Raw genomic sequence first — 16,394 nt, 5'->3', positions numbered from 1 at the left:
TATCGAGCCCCAGTTTTGGGATATCTTATCTAGCGTATAGAAAGAAAAAGGACGCCCTTGAAAAAGGCGTCCTTAATATACGGTGACGACTGCTTAATGTGTTACTAAAACTTGATTTAGCCTACATTTGCGAGCAGCGATTTACGGTAAAGAACAATATCTTCAATCGTTAGCACAGGTATATCGTGCTGGGCACCAAAGGCAATAATTTCAGGTAAACGTGCCATTGTGCCGTCTGGATTAGTGACTTCACATAATACGCCAGCGGGCTTTAAACCCGCGAGTTGCATTAAATCAATCGTGCCTTCTGTGTGACCGCGGCGAGTCAACACACCACCGGGCTGGGCGCGCAGTGGATACACATGGCCAGGACGCGCCAAATCACTTGGCTTAGCGCCATCGGCAATCGCCGCTTTGATGGTGGTCACGCGGTCAGCAGCAGAAACGCCAGTCGTTACACCGACTTTTGCCTCAATGCTCACAGTAAACGCAGTACCATATTGGCTTGAGTTGTTTTCCACCATAGGCGGTAACTCAAGGGCTTTGACTTTTTCGTCCGGTAAACACAAACAAACGATGCCACTACATTCACGAATAAGCATGGCCATTTGAGCGTTAGTCAGCGTCTGGGCAGCGAAAATTAAGTCGCCTTCGTTTTCTCTATCTTCATCATCGACAACTAACACACCTTGGCCTTGACGCAGGGCATTAAGACCGGCTTCAACACGTTCGATAGCAGTACCAAAAGGAGCAAGTAAAGACTGATTCATGGTTAATATCCTTAAAAAATACGACATTGGAATATCCAGAATCAGGGCGTGCAGGAATACAACTTAACCAAACCTAATGGCTCAATTTTGCTGTAGCAATATCACTTCACTGGGTGAAGTTATTGCAAAACATGAGGCTAACACTGTGCGATACTGAGCATGTTTATACATGGGTGCCGCAAAGTGCCGTCTTACATTCTCTTCCATCCGGACTCAGCACTGTTGCCATTAAGGTCACAGTCCATTACCGTCGGCTCTGGAATATCAGATTTGCACTCGGCAAACACTGAGGCACCAGATCTGCTGACCCCGAAGTATTTCGGGCGCTCGCGGGCTTTGAGCCACACTAAGTCACCATCACTTAGCCGTTACTCATTTACCGCCGGTGGGGAGTTTCACCCCGCCCTGAGAATTTGCTTTTAAGCCGTTTAGGCTAAAAAACGCAGTTATGTTGCTCTTATTTAACCCGAATGGCAACTTCTGGCGTTCAATGTTTGCGCTAGTGCACACCTCACCACTATCATACTAATTTATTTGCCGTCGCACTCATCGACGGTCGTTATGGACGTCACAAGGACGTATAAATGCGATCTCTGCTACTCACTTTAGGTATTACCATGTTGCTATCTGGTTGTTCGACTCAAAAAGGGCAAATTCCTGCCCCGATTGCTGAAAAAATTCCCCATGTGATGACCTTGCATGGTGTCACGCGTACCGATGATTACTATTGGCTACGTGACGATGAACGCAAAGATCCTAAAGTGTTAGCCTATCTCAACGCTGAGAATCGCTATACCGCGGCTTATTTCAAACCCTTAAAGCCACTGCAAGATGGCCTTTATAAAGAGTTAACCGAGCGTTTAGTTGCCGATGAGTCGAGCGTGCCGTACCAATGGCACCAGCATAGCTATTACCGTCGATATCAAGAGGGCAGCGAATATCCGCTGATCAGCCGTAAGGGTGCCGATGGTGTAGAACAAGTGATGCTCGATGTTAACGAGCGAGCTAAGGGTCATGAGTTTTATGGTTTAGGTGGCGCGAGTGTCAGCCCAGATGAAACCATGCTGGCCTTTGGTGAAGATGTGCTCAGTCGCCGCGTGTACCACATTTATTTTAAAGACTTGGCCTCGGGCGATATGATCACCGATGTGCTTGAAAATACAGAAGGTCGAGTGGTTTGGGGTAACGATAATCGGCATGTGTTCTATATTGCGAAAGATCTTAAGACCTTACTCGGCTATCAAGTTTATCGCCATGAATTAGGCACGCCACAATCACGGGATATTTTGGTTTATGAAGAGCAAGACGATTCATATTACCTTTCTCTCGGTAAAACCTTAGATGAGTCGCAGATTGTACTGTTCCATGAAAATACCACTACCAGTGAAGTCTCTGTGCTGGATGCCAATGATCCTTTAGGGTTATTTAAGCCTGTACTACCAAGAGAAGAAGGCCATGAATATAGCGTGTCTAAGTTGGGGGATACCTATTACATTCTCACCAACTGGCAGGCGACTAACTTTCGTTTAATGAAAGTTGCCATCAAAGATGCGGCAGATAAATCCAAGTGGCAAGAAGTGGTAGCCCATAACCCTAATGCACGGATTGAAGATGACTTAGTGCTTAAGGATTACTTGATTATTCAAACCCGTGAAAATGGCCTAACACGCATCAAAGTGATGCCTTTCAATGGTCAAAAGCCCTTTGAACTGAGTTTTGATGAACCCGCCTATGTGCTTGGGTTAGATGTTAACGCTCAGCAAGATAGCGACAAGTTACGTGTTTTCTACTCCAGCCTTACCACGCCAGAGGCGATTTATGAGTACCATTTAACCAATCCCGATAGACGCGATCTGCTCAAGCAGGAACAAGTGCTTGGTGGTTTTGATGCCAGCCAATACCGCGCCGAGCGCTTGTTTGTGACCGTCCGTGATGGTGCCAAGGTGCCAGTGTCCTTGGTTTATCGTAAAGATAAGTTTAAGAAAGACGGTACTAACCCTCTGTATCAATATGGTTATGGATCTTATGGTTACACCGTTGAACCTGATTTTTCTTCATCGGTTATTAGTCTGCTCGACCGCGGCTTTGTGTATGCCATCGCCCATGTGCGTGGTAGCGAAATGTTAGGTCGCCCTTGGTACGATGCAGGTAAATTACTGAATAAAAAGAATACCTTTAATGATTTTATTGACGTAACAACGGCGTTAACCGAGCAAGGTTATGGCGATAAAAATAAAGTCGTTGCCTCTGGCGGCAGTGCGGGCGGGTTATTAATGGGCGCGATTGCCAATATGGCACCGGAAAAGTACTTTGCCATTGCAGCGCATGTGCCTTTTGTGGATGTGGTAACGACCATGCTCGATGAGTCGATTCCGCTCACCACTAATGAGTACGACGAGTGGGGTAATCCTAACGAGAAAACTTATTTTGATTACATGCTGAGTTACTCGCCCTATGACAACGTGGCCGACCATGAGTATCCCCATCTGCTAGTCACAACGGGTTTGCATGATTCACAAGTGCAATATTTTGAACCCGCTAAGTGGGTCGCTAAGCTGCGTGATGTGCAAAATAAATGGTACAAGTTTGACGATAAGGTGTTGTTATTGGATGTGAATATGGATGCTGGCCACGGTGGTAAGAGTGGCCGTTATCGCCAGTACCAAGACACAGCCCAAGAATATGCCTTCTTCTTAAACCTGCTGGGCATAATTAAGTAGGCGCCAACAGGTGACTGATTTAGCCATTGAGACAGCAAATCCAGATCACTTGGCTAGCTCTGAGCAAAGGGCTAGCCAAGCTCAAGCTGTTACTTCAGACCAAGGCGCTACGTCAGAGATAGTGCAAGTATCGATGTGGTATCTGTATCTGATCCGCTGCGCCAATGGACACTTGTACACCGGCATTACCACCGATGTCGCACGGCGCTTTAAGGAACATCAATCCAATGGCCCCAAGGCGGCAAAATACCTGCGCGGTAAAGGGCCATTAACCCTGATGTATCAAGAACAAGTCGGCACCCACAGCGATGCCCTAAAGCGTGAAATCGCGGTTAAAAAACTGAGTCGTACTCAGAAATTGGCGTTGATTGAAAGTGGGCGTGAAACTGCTTAACAGTCTGTTTTTTCGTCATTCCGGCAATAATGTTGAGCGGAAATCGAGATCTTATAAATGCCGATGAAATGATTAAGCAGTGCCATTCCAGTGACACGCAGCAAGTACGTCCTTGTATGCTCGACCGTTACATCCATGTCACGGACGGTCACTTCCATGCCAGTGCTTAATCCCATTAACTACAGAGTATTCTGTTAGCCTGCACATATCCCGATTCTGTCGTCAGGAGCAAAGTTTAACTGTGAGTATCTCAATAAACTAACAACCAAGCCAGTGCTACGAGGGGAACAAAGCTTAGCGCACGAACAAGTCGCGGCATTTCAAGGGCTGACACATTGGTGTTATCTATTAATAGCCAAATAGAGCAGCTAAAAGAAGAGTTGAAATAGCGTTGGATCGTTTAATGTCGTTTTTTATGATGGTGTATTTATTGAAATACTGATAAATTTGTTTTATTTCAAGTGATTAAATATGTGCACTTGTACTTGTTTAATGAGGTTAACGCGTATGCGCACTAAGACGTTATGTTTCCAAGGAAATTGTGCGCCATATATGCTTTTCAAAAAATGTGTATTTATAATTTCTCTTTCAATAATATCTGTCTCATGTGCGCCTGTAGTTCGTGATTACTACAAGCCAATATATAGCGAAGGAGTTACACACAGTAATGGCTGTGGAGGTTCTGGTCCTACGGATAACATATCAATACAGCTTAGTGGGGGAGTTGAGCTAGAAGTATCTAGCTCTAGTTCAGCAAAAAATGAGAGATTTAAGAGTTTTCATTTTGCAGCTTCAATTATTGCTCCATCTGGAACATACTTTCAATTTGAGAGCGATGAAATTGTAATTGCTGACAATACAACAAACAAAACATGGAATGTAAAGATAGCTGAATTAATTACACGGGCAGAGAACATTCCAAATGCTAATTCTGATGAGTCAACTAATAATGGGTATCTCAGTGTAATTCCTATATCAAAGATAACTGGTAATACCTTTTTTGGCTATAACACATTATTTGGTAAAAAGTATTTTAATTCTGGTGCATCAATAAGTATTTTTTCAAGCGATATTGAGTATAAATTGGAAGATTACTCTGTCCAGTTACCATCCATTATTATAAATGGTAAAAAATACATTATTGAACCTATAAGATTTTTACATGTGCGAAGCATAGGGATAGACCCGCTAAATTGTTAATGTTATATGTTTTACCAGCATCGAACCAAGTTTAAACGAGACACCCATTGTTAAATTTTCTTACAGGAATGGTAGATCTGGCAAAACTCTTGTGGGATTTACAGCCTGCACCGAGAATAAGAGCTGAGCCAACCAAAATTACAGTGTCAATTAAACAGAATAGTTGCATGATGAACCCCAGCTTCTTGGAGCAAGCCTTGGTTGCTGGATTTAAATCAAAGGCTAAATCCTAACCATTCATGCGGACTTCCTGATCTAAAAAGCAAGATAAACCTTAAGGTAATGAAGATGATAAACGCGATCCTACACCAGAAGAAAAAGAAATTATTAGGGACTTTGAAACGAGGGAGAATTGATGAAAATTAATGAATTATTTTTTGAAGGTGAAGAAGTGTTTATGTATGTTAATCATACATTTGATGCAAATGACTTGGATGATTATATGCGCGGATTTCATAACATATCGATATCTATGAGAGATGAAACTTTAAATGGTCAAGAAGTAGTAAAGGTTTGCTTTGGTGATCTCGTAGATGCTAATAAATTGAGATTGGCATTAGATGAATACTTTAGTAGCTGAAAAGAAAAGGTAGAGAAAAATAGAGGATTAAATGCAGCGGATGGCACTGTCTATCAAATCAGTCTGACCTGTGCAGGGGAGGAGTGAGAGCTTACGGAAGAGGGTAGAGTTTATTGAGATACCCATTGTTAAAGTACGTTACAGGAGTAGTCGAACAGGAAAAACTCATTTGAGATTAAAAGTTTGCACTGAGGAAACAGAAGTTCATCTCCTCCGCGAAGTTGATGAAGGGTGTCGAAAAAAATAGATTTGACTATGGGGCTACATAAACAACTATCCTAGATAGTTGCAGCACTATAAAATTTAACAAAGGATGTCTCGTTAAACTGTCGATAAACCCGTTTTAATTTAGAAAGATTTATTTGAGGAGCCACAATGAGACTAAGCCTTAAAGTTTCTTCTTGGGTGACTGTAATTATTGTGGTGCTGCCGCTAATAAGTTTTGCAATTTATGATCTTTTTTACTTTCAGCCTCACCGTGTAGAAATAACTCGACTCATCCAAGTTGCTACTCCGGAAGAATCAGTGCCTCCAGCCATAATCGTGCAGCTCGTTCGTATATCCACTGGCGAAAATCTTGATTGGCTTGCTACAAGGTTGATTATTGATAATTTAAATATCCGCCATAAAACCGAATCAATGACTTATTGGCATATTAAGTCATTTCTGTGGCTGCAGTTGGTCAGGATTCACCTTACAGAGCAAGAGCAATTAACTCTTTATTTGGCACAAGCGTATACTGGCAAAGATTCAAAAGGCTTTTCCTACGCATCCCATGCACTTTTCAATAAGCCTTTATCGGGATTAAATGTGGAAGAGGTGGCCACAATAGCTGCTCTTCCACATGCTCCTAGTATCTTTGCAAAACACCCAAATCTACTCACAAAACGCCGTGAATATCTGCTTTCTCAGTTGGATAAAAGCTTCTAGTCTGCTGTGCTGTTGAGTAGAAATATCAGTTTAAACGAGACACCCATTGTTAAATTTTATTACGGGAATGGTAGAGCTGGCAAAACTCTTGTGGGATTAACAGCCTACACAGAGTTTAACTAGACACCCACTGTTAAATTTTGTGAATGATGCAATAAAAGTCACACAAGCACAGGACTGCCACATCTTTTTGTTAGCTCGGTTTCACACAGTCTCCTTGTCCTTCGGTGCGAAGAATAACGCGCTGCATATTCGAAGTGTTATTCCAACAAATCTAAAAATTGAATCCGTATCGCTTCCGTACAATTTGCGCTGTGGTTGTTTAAGCTTTATACTCCAATTCATTACGGATCTTTTCCGTACGATAGGAGGTTTTATGGCGACTGCAAGACTTGATATCCGTTTGGATGAAGAAATCAAAGCTAAGGCTGAGAAAGCATCCGCTTTGCTCGGGTTAAAAAGCTTAACTGAATACGTTGTTCGCTTAATGGACGAAGATGCAACTCAGGTGATAGCTGAGCATGAAAGCGTTACGGTTAAAGCAGATGTATTCGACCAATTCATAATGGCTTGTGATGAGGCTAAGGTTCCGAATAAGGCATTGCGTGAAGCGGCTGCATTTACTAAAAATGGTGAGTTTAAGTGAGTTATTCCAAAATTTTCAAAGAATTGGATAAATCACTACACGATAGAGTATCATTTGACTGTGGCGAAGCAGAGTTAAACGATTTTATCCAAACTCAAGCAGCAAAACATATGCAAGCAGGTATTAGCCGTACAATGGTTTTACCTGCTGCTATGCCATTGCCCAATCAAAAATATCCAATTTGCTCATTTTATACTATCGCACCAAGTTCAATTTGCCGTGATACCTTGCCGCAAGCTATTGGCAAAAAGTTACCACGCTATCCCATTCCGGTCTTTCTGCTTGCTCAACTTGCGGTTCATAAAGAGTTTCATGGCAGTGGGTTAGGTAAAGCTAGCTTAATCAAAGCACTAGAATATCTGTGGGAAATTAACGCTCACATGAGAGCTTATGCCATTGTTGTCGATTGCTTAACTGACCAAGCTGAATCATTCTACGCAAAATATGGTTTCGAGGTTCTTTGTGAAATCAACGGTCGTGTCAGAATGTTTATTCCAATGAAAACAGTCGGTCAGTTATTCACTTAGCTACAAGCTCCCACCTTGCCTGTTGTGCAAAAGTTTAATAAGGCCCATTGTTAAATTTTGCTGCGCTAAGCTATTGATCGTGCCTAACTTGCTTAAAGAGATATACCTGCTGAGATAGTTAGCTCGGCATTGGCATTACACTTGGGCGTAGTTTCAGGCTAACAGAATACGGTTTAGCTCGCGGAATTAAGTACTACCATGGAAGTGATCGTTGGCGGCGAGTCACTGGAATGGCAGTGCTTAATAGCTTAACGATTAACTTTCACAATAAATCAAATAGTTAAGTTTTAGTCGTCACCGAAGACTGGTCTGCATTGGGGTTAGAGACGTAAGAATCGAGAGTTAAAAAATGCCACTTACACAGATCTTTTCGTGCTCTCGAACTACATGTCCGGTCTTTTTCTATGCTTAATTTACAATCCCTGGTAGAGCTTCTCTCAAAAGTTCCAACTCCTTTTTGTTTGCTTTAATCCAAATTTTTTTCAGGTTTGGCATCGAAGTCAAAATATCGATAGTTTCTTTAGTCTTAATGACATTTGTTTCAACTAGATATAACGCAAAAATATTTTTATTTCCACGCAATGCGTCAATACTGGATAACTGTGGATTCCCGCTAAGGTCTAAAATTTTTACGCTATCAAGCGTTGAAATTATAGAGAAAAAATCTAACTTTTGACATTTATTTAATGATAAGTAACTTAATCTATGGGTGTTTCCGGTAATTTCAGAGAGTTTGCTTGCATGGGACACACTTAATGATTCCACTGAATCTGAGCATAAATTAATTGACTCTAATGAACGAACTATGGAGCAGTTTAATGAAATTGCGACATCAACATTATCACTTAATTAAAATTGGGTTGTTGAATTCTGATGATTTATTCTGTCACGCTATCCCTTTACTCATGCTTATTTGAGCTGACTAAAGCTTTAAAGCGAAGGTCACTCTTGCTCAGCGGCGCGAGTGCTTCGGCTTTGGTGAGATAGTGTATTGTGATGTGGATAGCGTCTTGATGGTGACTAAACTCCCTAAAAATGCGTTTTGCAATCAGCAGATTCAATTGATGTGCAGCTAATGAAGCATGCTCATGCTTTATCTGTAAAATAACCTCTTCTAGGGAGATAGGGGGAATTTCTTCCAGGGTTATAAGAAAGGCTTTTGCGACAGTTCTGGCGTGTGAAAAATAGTCTGAGTGCGCATCTAAGGCGTAAATATGCTTGAAAATGTGTATGGCTAGGGCTTTATTGCCATTGTGATACAAAGATTCGCCATCAAAACAAATATCCCCAAGTCCTTCCATTATCTGTCGGGGATTATCCGATAGGGAAAGCAATTCAATTGCTTTTTGGTATTCCGAAAACTGATCCATATTCTCGACCTTATTGGCAATACTGTGTGGCTTTTCGACTGTAGAGGTGGAAAGGCTGACTATCTTAGCAAATCCGAGGGATTAAAGGCTAATCATCTCAAACTTCAGCTTAATTGCAGCATAAAAAAATGCCGCTACCAGGGAGTCGCGGCAAAATTGCATTAACTGCAAAGGGTGGGTAGAAGACTGACATCTTGGTTGGGAACCGTTGCAACATCAGCCTCTACGCCGGGAAGAGGGTAAAAGCTTTGGGAGTAGAAGGCTAAACTGCGCTCTATTTCATGCTTACTGGGCCATCGATTTTGTCGAAGTTAACATTGCCAGAGCCTGCGGCTAAGATAGTTAAGCCTTTAGTGTTAACGACATTAATATCACCTGAGCCATCAGTGATGGTCACCGCACCTAGCACATTTGCAACGGCTATGCTTCCTGAACCATCATCGATAACAATATTGCCTTGAATATCAGTAACCTTAATGGCGCCAGAACCATCGACAATAGCGAGATTGCCGCTAATTTGGCTGACGTCAATATCACCTGATCCATCATCAATACTGACATTGTGACCACCGTTGATAATGAGTTCGCCTGAACCGTCTTTCACATTAATATCGGCGGTCATTTTGCTGATCAATATGGCGCCTGAGCCGTCATCAATATCCAGTGTTAAATGTGCTGGCACTTGCAGTTTTATATCCATATAAGATGAGTTGTTAGTAAAACTGCTTTGCTCAAAAGTCGCTTTGAGCCTGGCTTTATTGGCCTTTTTCTCAAGGGTGAGAATGATTTTGCTGTCATCATTAGTATAAATATCGGCGATGAGTTTAATTTGGCTAAGGCCTTCTACACCGATGATCTCTAAGTTACCCGCGCCAGTTTCAGCAATCAGCCCTTGCAAGTCTTGGCTATCAAGCGTGAGTTCGCGTTGCTGGTGGTCTAAATCGGGCATGCCCGCGGCGTTGACATTAATAATGCAGCCAGTGAGTGATACACCTGCGGTAAAAACCAATATAAAGGCGAGGATGAATATAAATGGACGTAGCGGCATGTTAGCTTCCTTGTTTATCGGGCTCTCTATTTTCGGCGGAGAGTGACCTATCTTGTGATAGGCAACGCATTGCATAGCCTATGCCAATATTTATATTTACTTATAATCAATGGCTTGAGTGTAAAGTGTCCGATGTTCGCTGTGCGGACATGTCCGCCACATGAGCGAATTACTCATAGATTAGTGAAATTGCTCATTTATTAAGTTAGTTTGAGTGCTAACCTCATGCTGAGCAAAAATGCAAAAGAACATCGACATACGAGAAGGGATACAAATGGATTATTTAACGACAAATAAGACCGCTTGGGATGCGCGCACTCGGGTACATTTAACCTCTGATTTTTATGATGTTGAAGGCTTTTTGAACGGCAACACATCATTAAGGGAAATCGAGCTTAATGAGCTTGCGGTTGCAGGCAAAAGTTTGCTGCATCTGCAATGTCATTTTGGCTTAGATACCCTATCGTGGGCGCGAATGGGCGCTAAGGTTACAGGCGTTGATTTATCAGAGGTCGCGATTGTTGAAGCGCAAAAGTTGGCACAACGGACACAGTTGGCCGCCGAGTTTATTTGTAGCGATGTCTACAGTGTGGCGAGCAAGGTTGAGCCTCACGATATTGTGTTTACCTCCTATGGTGCGATTGTGTGGCTACCGGATTTAACGCTTTGGGCACAGACCATTGCACGCTGCTTAAAACCCGGCGGACAGTTTTATATGGCCGAGTTCCATCCTGCACAGCAGTTGTTTGATGGTTATAGCTATTTTAATCGGGGTGAGCCAGATATTGAGCAAGAAGGCACCTATACCGAAAATGCCGGTGACGATCAGCAAACCTTAATGTGCTGGTCACACAGTTTATCCGAAGTGATCAATGCCTTATTGCAGGCGGGCTTGGAGTTAGCGTTTTTCCACGAATTTGATTTTAGCCCCTATAACTGTTTCGCTGGATTAGAAGCACAAACCGATGGCCGTTATGTGTTAACACACCAAGGGCAGAATGTGCCCTTGGTGTATAGCATCAGTGCGCGTAAACCTGCTTAATCCTTAGCATTGTTGATGGCTAAGATTAACGGCTGCGGTAAACTGGATACTTAAGGTATTGGTTATCGTAGTAGGGGCTGCGCTCATAGAACCAACGCAGACGTGCGTCGGGATCGGCGGCAAACTCTGGATTGGTCAGTGCTTTGTCGAACTCTGCCTGCAACTTAGGATCTTCTTTCAGCATTTTTGCTGCCAATGGCTCTACCGCATAATCTTCAATATATTCAGTGCGGGTAAAGATAGGATTAAAAAAGCCCCATTGCAGTAATGAGTCAGGTGATTGAGGTTCAAGCAATAACACCGCTAAATCACCTAAAGGTTGATCTGTGCTAACTTTAATGGTGCCTTCGGGCAAAACCGTGGTGAGTTTAGTTAACTCCGACACCACTTTTACCGTTTGACGACCTTCAAAATCCTTAGCACTAAACACTGGATGACTCAGTTGGTATTGCTGTAATTTCAACTCAGTGGGCTTTTTGAGTGCCGTCATGCGAATGCCATGTAGGTTCAGTCGATCAATGACCTGTGTCCACTGGGCAGGGATATAGTAAGCACTCGGGCGGGTGACCTTAAGATCGGGCACGGTTTCTGCCATCACAGGTAAGTTAGGGTAGAGTTTAGGTTCACCCGTCCAGCGCACGACATCGGCGCCACTGATGGGGCTTTTTTCAAGCTTGTAGTCTATGCCTTTAAAATCCCAACCTTTTTCTAATGGTGCTGATTTCCATGTGAGGGTGATCAGCGGTGAAGCGCGATATTTATCTTCCTGAATCGCGCTTTTCAGTTTAGTCGCTTGTTCACCAACGGTTTTTAGGGTTTGTTCTAGCATCACATAAGTGCCTAACACCCGTTGCTTAAAGGGTTTTAGGCTATGGTTTTCAACCAGAATGGTGGGTAAATGGCGTGCATCACCATAACCATTTGAAAAGCGTGGGCTTGGATTCCACAGCGACATACCTTTAGTGATATCGGCATTATCCACAGCAAAAATTAGCTGCCCAGGAATATGCCCTTGCTCGGTTAATGCCGCTTCAATGGCTGGTCTGTAGCTGTTTTCGAGCCAGCGGTAGCTGGCGGGGCTTAAGCCTTGGGCAAGGTTATAACCAAAAGTGACATCGTACTGATAGTCGATGCCATCGGTAACATGCACGTCGATATACAAATCAGGCTGCCAGACATTGATTGCGCGCAGCATATGTTGCATTTCCAAGGTATCGGCCTTGGCATAATCGCGGTTAAGGTTGAGATTATTCGTCGTAGTTCGCCAGCCCATATTCACTGGGCCACGTTGATTTACGCGATTAAATTCACCGCTGCGCTCATGGGCATCAACACTAAATATTGGCACAAACAGCAGGTTGGCTTTTTCGAGCAGGTCGCTTTTGTTGCCTTTGACTATATCCCGCAGCAACATCATACCCGCATCTTTACCATCGATTTCTCCCGCATGAATACCGGCTTGTACGAGAATCGTTGGCTTAGTATTTTGCTTAAGGCTTGCTGATTCACTTATCCCTTCACTGCTGGCGATATACATCCAAATATCGCGCCCTTGAGGGCTTTTACCTAAGCTTACTTTTTGTAAACTAGTGGTTTCAGCCGCCAATCTGTCGAGCCAAAGGATAGTGTCATCGTAACTTGGGCTTTCAATACCATTGCTTTGTTCAAATGGGGTAGCCCATTCGTTATCAATGCTTAGCATCAGTGCTTCGCTGGCACCATGCCATGTGATACTCGGCGGCAAAATAGCATCATTGACAAAGGTCTTGGCGCGCTCAGGGATAGGTGCTGGCAGAGTTCCTTCGGTGGCTCCGGCAGTATTTGCGGCCACATTTTCCTGAGTTTCTATTGTTTGTGTATTCTCAATGGCCTTTAAAGGGACGACTTCTTGGGGAGCCGAAGTGACAATGGTTTCAGGAATGACAGTGTTAACCTCATTGGCAAAGCTGACATGATTGGCTGATAGGCAGGCAATGGCGATAACGGAGAGGGAAAATAAGCGCATGAAAAAGCCCATAAATCGAATTTTTATTAGGACGGTATCTTTTCATTAAACCCCCAGTGAATGCAAGGCCAACCAAGGGTTTATCTAAGGTTTAGCGCATTAGGAGAGTCATGCGCCAAGACCGATCCAATTTAGATTCTAATATTTAATTGTTAATTGCACAGGTTGACTCTAATTGCTTTTAGCGGGCGGCTTGTTGTAGGCGCTATCGATAATACTGATATCTTCATATAGCGCTTCTACCGCGATGGCGAGTTGGTAAATAAGCCAGCTATAACCTGTAAGTGCAAATCCTTGTGGCGCTTGGTGTGATAAAGGCGTGATATCGGGAGAAGCCATTCCACTTGCCATCGGCAATGTCAGTTGTAACCTCTGTTGTAGTTGCAACTCTAGGTGTTCAGGTAATGTGGGTAACTGCGGTGTGTTACCTGCAATAAACTCAGCTAATTGTTGTAGGTAGAGCGCGAGCTCTGCGGCAATGCTATTGATTTGGTGGTAAGCGTCTTTATCTTCTTCCTGCCAGCGGGTTAAGGGCAAGAGTTCAAGTAAAGTGATTAAACGCACTTGTTTGTTGGCTAATTGCGCCAATAACACCTTGTGTTTTTTGAGGGTTTTACTTTCCCATTCTAAGGAGAAAAATAACTTCTTTTGGGTGAGCACGGCTTTCATTGCGGCTTCGAGTTCGGTGCGAAAATCTAAGCTATGGTTGGCGGGTGCCTTTAAATGTTTGGTCAACACATTTGCCATATTTTCAATGGCATGAGTGAGTTGCGATCGCCAATCTTGCTTGGCTTGGATAGGGAAAATAAACAGAGAGACTAAAATAGCAATTACACAACCAGAGAGAATATTGGCGGTGCGCCATAGGGCTTCGGAAGTATCATGGTTGGCATCACCCACAACAATAATGATGGTAAATCCTGCCACTAAATAGGCATAGCTATAACGTCCTGCTGAGATAAAACAGATAAGACTCACCGCCAAGATAAGTAGACTCATCATTAGCCAATAGCTATCAACTGTTGCAACTAACATCACTCCATAAGCTGAGCCTAAACAGGTTCCAATGGCCCGCTGTAAGGATTTTTCTATTGCGCCGCCGACCTGCGGTAAGCTCATCATAATGATCACTATCGTGACCATGCTCCAAATAAAATGCGGTGGCGCCCAAATGGCATTAATGGTGACAGCAATCAGCAGTGCTAAGCCCAGTTTGAGGGCGTGGATAGAGCGAAAATGGCGATAGATAAAGTCGGCAAAGGGTGTGGCTGGGGCAAATACAGACATAATACAAAACTCCTTTGTCACTTTAATTTGAGCCTAGTATCGCAGAAAAGTATGGTCAACAGCGGTTATGTGGCGATAAGAAATGTAAATTGCGAGATTTAGCAGCTTGAGTTTAGTCGTGGTGATGTGAGGGATCACATTGAGGCTGAGATATTTGAATTAAGTCGTTTTGACTCGCGCCTGTTTAATCAGCATAAGAGCTTGAATAAGCACTGCTTATTCAAGCCCGTATTCTACGTTAGCTAAAGCACGTTAGCTAAAGCTGCGCCCGTTATCTGCTTCAACTTCGCCCTCAGTATATTTATCCATGACTAAGGCACATGCCGCGTCACCTGTGATATTGAGCGCGGTGCGGATCATGTCAAACACTCTGTCTAAGGCAAATAGCAAAGGTAAGCCATCGATAGGAATGCCGGCGGCTAATAGCACTGCCACCACTAAGAAGGATGGGCCCGGCACACCTGCTTGACCTATTGCGCCTAAAGTGGAGGTAAAAATAATCGCAGCATAGGCGGTTATCGACAGGTCGACGTTATACATTTGGGCGAAAAACATGGCCACTAAACCATAATAAATCGCATTACCGCTCATATTAATGGTGGCACCTAAGGGCAGTACAAAGGCTGTTGTTGCCTTAGAGACTTTAAGATCTACCTCGCAGGTTTCCATATTCACAGGCAGAGTTGCCATTGAGGAGGCGGTTGATAATGCCATTACCTGAGGTTTTTTCATGGCCGAAATAAACTGTAATGCAGACACTCTTGAGAAGAGTTGCACGACTAACGGGAAGAAGATAAAACCGTAGATCAAAATTGCTGCCACAAACACAGCGAATAACTTAAATACCACTTCTAGGGCATCGAAACCGAAGGTGCCTACAGAGTCAGCCATCAAACCAAATACACCAATAGGCGCAATGATCATCACGCAGTTAATCATCCATACAAAGGCATCAACAACGGTATTTAGCGCGGCCAAAATCGGTTTAGCTCCATCACCTTTAACCTTAGTGAGCGCAATACCGAAGAAGATACTAAAGACTAGGATTTGTAAGATGTTACCGCCGTTCAGCGACTCAAACACATTGGTTGGGATCATGCCGATAAAGGTATCCATTACCCCTGGTAATGCGCCTTGCTCCTTAGTGACTTCCATCAAACCTGTGCTGCTGTGGGCAGTAAAATCAACCCCAGCACCGGGCTTAAATAGATTACCCATCACGAGAGCGAGCACCACAGCAAAGCCTGAAGTCACAATAAAGAAACCGAATGTGCCAACGCCAATCTTACCCGCCGATGGGCTATCACCTAAACTGGCGGCGCCGCTAATGATAGAAACTAACACCAATGGGATGACGAGCATTTTGACTAAGTGGATAAAAATGGTACCCAGTGGTGCAAACACGCTCGCACTGTCGCCCATGATAAAACCCACTAGTGCGCCTAACATCATGGCAATAACCACTTGCACACCAATATTGCCCAATAAACTCTTGTTTTTCACTATGGCTAAACTCCGCTGTTGCCGTGATTTTTTGTGTCATACCCAGACGGTTGAACTTGATGATTCAACCTTAGCGATAAAGGCGCATTCTGTGTTAAAGGTTCGCTTTGTATTAAAGGCAAACCTCCCGACACTCTTTTTTTGTACGACTAAAGTACCATAACTGGAACGTTTCGGTTTGTGAAACATTACCTGTGTTGGTTTTAAAATAACCAACATTTACATCAAACCAGCCTTAAATAAATAATGTGCAATTTTTGGCGGTTAAAAATTGCAATAGTTTATTTTGAGCTAATATTTTAGCGGATGGATTACAGAATGCGAATTTTGCAGTGTTTTAAACTGCTACCTTTTAATCTTAATCAGAAACAC

Annotated in this window: 15 protein-coding genes and 1 riboswitch; of the genes, 8 read left to right on the top strand and 7 right to left on the bottom strand. The window is 43.2% G+C overall.

Annotated features, from left to right (window positions below; translation table 11 throughout):
• Positions 1-116: 116 nt before the first annotated feature.
• Positions 117-770, bottom strand: coding sequence for a 3,4-dihydroxy-2-butanone-4-phosphate synthase (ribB, locus tag JEZ96_RS18795; protein ID WP_025007974.1), 654 nt, complete (start codon positions 768-770; stop codon positions 117-119).
• A gap of 191 nt (positions 771-961) precedes the next feature.
• A riboswitch (FMN riboswitch) is annotated at positions 962-1,187 on the bottom strand.
• Between the two features lie 167 nt (positions 1,188-1,354).
• On the opposite strand from ribB, the gene JEZ96_RS18790 reads away from it, so the two are divergent.
• The 7 genes from JEZ96_RS18790 to JEZ96_RS18760 all read left to right on the top strand — a co-directional run bounded on the left by JEZ96_RS18790 (position 1,355) and on the right by JEZ96_RS18760 (position 7,767).
• Positions 1,355-3,490 (top strand): S9 family peptidase, encoded by a 2,136-nt coding sequence (locus tag JEZ96_RS18790; protein WP_025007975.1) that lies wholly within the window; start codon positions 1,355-1,357, stop codon positions 3,488-3,490.
• A 10-nt stretch (positions 3,491-3,500) separates the two neighbouring features.
• Positions 3,501-3,884 (top strand): GIY-YIG nuclease family protein, encoded by a 384-nt coding sequence (locus tag JEZ96_RS18785; RefSeq protein WP_011791162.1) that lies wholly within the window; start codon positions 3,501-3,503, stop codon positions 3,882-3,884.
• 507 nt (positions 3,885-4,391) lie between these two features.
• Positions 4,392-5,084, top strand: coding sequence for a hypothetical protein (locus JEZ96_RS18780; RefSeq protein WP_025007976.1), 693 nt, complete (start codon positions 4,392-4,394; stop codon positions 5,082-5,084).
• A 355-nt stretch (positions 5,085-5,439) separates the two neighbouring features.
• Positions 5,440-5,664 carry a hypothetical protein gene (locus JEZ96_RS18775; RefSeq protein ID WP_025007977.1) on the top strand — a complete coding sequence of 75 codons (225 nt, stop codon included), beginning with the start codon at positions 5,440-5,442 and terminating at the stop codon, positions 5,662-5,664.
• 375 nt (positions 5,665-6,039) lie between these two features.
• Positions 6,040-6,594 (top strand): transglycosylase domain-containing protein, encoded by a 555-nt coding sequence (locus tag JEZ96_RS18770; RefSeq protein WP_025007978.1) that lies wholly within the window; start codon positions 6,040-6,042, stop codon positions 6,592-6,594.
• 376 nt (positions 6,595-6,970) lie between these two features.
• On the top strand, positions 6,971-7,240 hold the full coding sequence (locus tag JEZ96_RS18765) for a type II toxin-antitoxin system TacA family antitoxin (RefSeq protein WP_011791159.1): 270 nt from the start codon (positions 6,971-6,973) through the stop codon (positions 7,238-7,240).
• A complete protein-coding gene (locus JEZ96_RS18760) occupies positions 7,237-7,767 on the top strand; it encodes a GNAT family N-acetyltransferase (RefSeq protein ID WP_011791158.1) in 531 nt (176 codons plus the stop codon). Before JEZ96_RS18765 ends, JEZ96_RS18760 begins: the two co-directional genes overlap by 4 nt.
• A gap of 408 nt (positions 7,768-8,175) precedes the next feature.
• Here JEZ96_RS18760 and JEZ96_RS18755 read toward each other — a convergent pair whose 3' ends face one another.
• From JEZ96_RS18755 to JEZ96_RS18745, 3 genes are all read right to left on the bottom strand, one after another.
• The gene (locus tag JEZ96_RS18755) at positions 8,176-8,517 is read right to left on the bottom strand and encodes a leucine-rich repeat domain-containing protein (RefSeq protein ID WP_229781437.1); all 342 of its coding nucleotides are present in this window, start codon (positions 8,515-8,517) and stop codon (positions 8,176-8,178) included.
• Positions 8,518-8,666: 149 nt separating this feature from the next.
• The gene (locus tag JEZ96_RS18750; protein WP_011791156.1) at positions 8,667-9,137 is read right to left on the bottom strand and encodes a hypothetical protein; all 471 of its coding nucleotides are present in this window, start codon (positions 9,135-9,137) and stop codon (positions 8,667-8,669) included.
• 274 nt (positions 9,138-9,411) lie between these two features.
• The gene (locus JEZ96_RS18745) at positions 9,412-10,185 is read right to left on the bottom strand and encodes a DUF4097 family beta strand repeat-containing protein (RefSeq protein ID WP_011791155.1); all 774 of its coding nucleotides are present in this window, start codon (positions 10,183-10,185) and stop codon (positions 9,412-9,414) included.
• 274 nt (positions 10,186-10,459) lie between these two features.
• On the opposite strand from JEZ96_RS18745, the gene JEZ96_RS18740 reads away from it, so the two are divergent.
• On the top strand, positions 10,460-11,227 hold the full coding sequence (locus JEZ96_RS18740) for a class I SAM-dependent methyltransferase (RefSeq protein ID WP_011791154.1): 768 nt from the start codon (positions 10,460-10,462) through the stop codon (positions 11,225-11,227).
• A 25-nt stretch (positions 11,228-11,252) separates the two neighbouring features.
• Here JEZ96_RS18740 and JEZ96_RS18735 read toward each other — a convergent pair whose 3' ends face one another.
• The 3 genes from JEZ96_RS18735 to JEZ96_RS18725 form a co-directional block, all read right to left on the bottom strand.
• The gene (locus JEZ96_RS18735; RefSeq protein WP_041408483.1) at positions 11,253-13,232 is read right to left on the bottom strand and encodes a M14 family metallopeptidase; all 1,980 of its coding nucleotides are present in this window, start codon (positions 13,230-13,232) and stop codon (positions 11,253-11,255) included.
• Between the two features lie 171 nt (positions 13,233-13,403).
• Positions 13,404-14,519, bottom strand: coding sequence for an FUSC family protein (locus JEZ96_RS18730; RefSeq protein ID WP_011791152.1), 1,116 nt, complete (start codon positions 14,517-14,519; stop codon positions 13,404-13,406).
• A 252-nt stretch (positions 14,520-14,771) separates the two neighbouring features.
• Entirely contained in the window at positions 14,772-16,022 is a 1,251-nt protein-coding gene (locus JEZ96_RS18725) for a dicarboxylate/amino acid:cation symporter (protein WP_011791151.1), read from the bottom strand.
• Positions 16,023-16,394 lie beyond the last annotated feature (372 nt).

It is taken from the genome of Shewanella putrefaciens, from assembly GCF_016406325.1.
In the GTDB taxonomy this organism is placed as follows: Bacteria; Pseudomonadota; Gammaproteobacteria; order Enterobacterales; family Shewanellaceae; genus Shewanella; species Shewanella putrefaciens.
Note: the sequence above shows the minus strand (reverse complement) of the source record. Positions and strands in the feature narration are given on the sequence as shown.

Bases quoted from the DNA above. Each gene is read 5' to 3' on its own strand.
- ribB (WP_025007974.1), bottom strand. From the start codon at position 770: ATGAATCAGTCTTTACTTGCTCCTTTTGGTACTGCTATCGAACGTGTT.
- JEZ96_RS18790 (WP_025007975.1), top strand. From the start codon at position 1,355: ATGCGATCTCTGCTACTCACTTTAGGTATTACCATGTTGCTATCTGGT.
- JEZ96_RS18780 (WP_025007976.1), top strand. From the start codon at position 4,392: ATGCGCACTAAGACGTTATGTTTCCAAGGAAATTGTGCGCCATATATG.
- JEZ96_RS18775 (WP_025007977.1), top strand. From the start codon at position 5,440: ATGAAAATTAATGAATTATTTTTTGAAGGTGAAGAAGTGTTTATGTAT.
- JEZ96_RS18770 (WP_025007978.1), top strand. From the start codon at position 6,040: ATGAGACTAAGCCTTAAAGTTTCTTCTTGGGTGACTGTAATTATTGTG.
- JEZ96_RS18765 (WP_011791159.1), top strand. From the start codon at position 6,971: ATGGCGACTGCAAGACTTGATATCCGTTTGGATGAAGAAATCAAAGCT.
- JEZ96_RS18750 (WP_011791156.1), bottom strand. From the start codon at position 9,137: ATGGATCAGTTTTCGGAATACCAAAAAGCAATTGAATTGCTTTCCCTA.
- JEZ96_RS18745 (WP_011791155.1), bottom strand. From the start codon at position 10,185: ATGCCGCTACGTCCATTTATATTCATCCTCGCCTTTATATTGGTTTTT.
- JEZ96_RS18740 (WP_011791154.1), top strand. From the start codon at position 10,460: ATGGATTATTTAACGACAAATAAGACCGCTTGGGATGCGCGCACTCGG.
- JEZ96_RS18735 (WP_041408483.1), bottom strand. From the start codon at position 13,232: ATGCGCTTATTTTCCCTCTCCGTTATCGCCATTGCCTGCCTATCAGCC.
- JEZ96_RS18730 (WP_011791152.1), bottom strand. From the start codon at position 14,519: ATGTCTGTATTTGCCCCAGCCACACCCTTTGCCGACTTTATCTATCGC.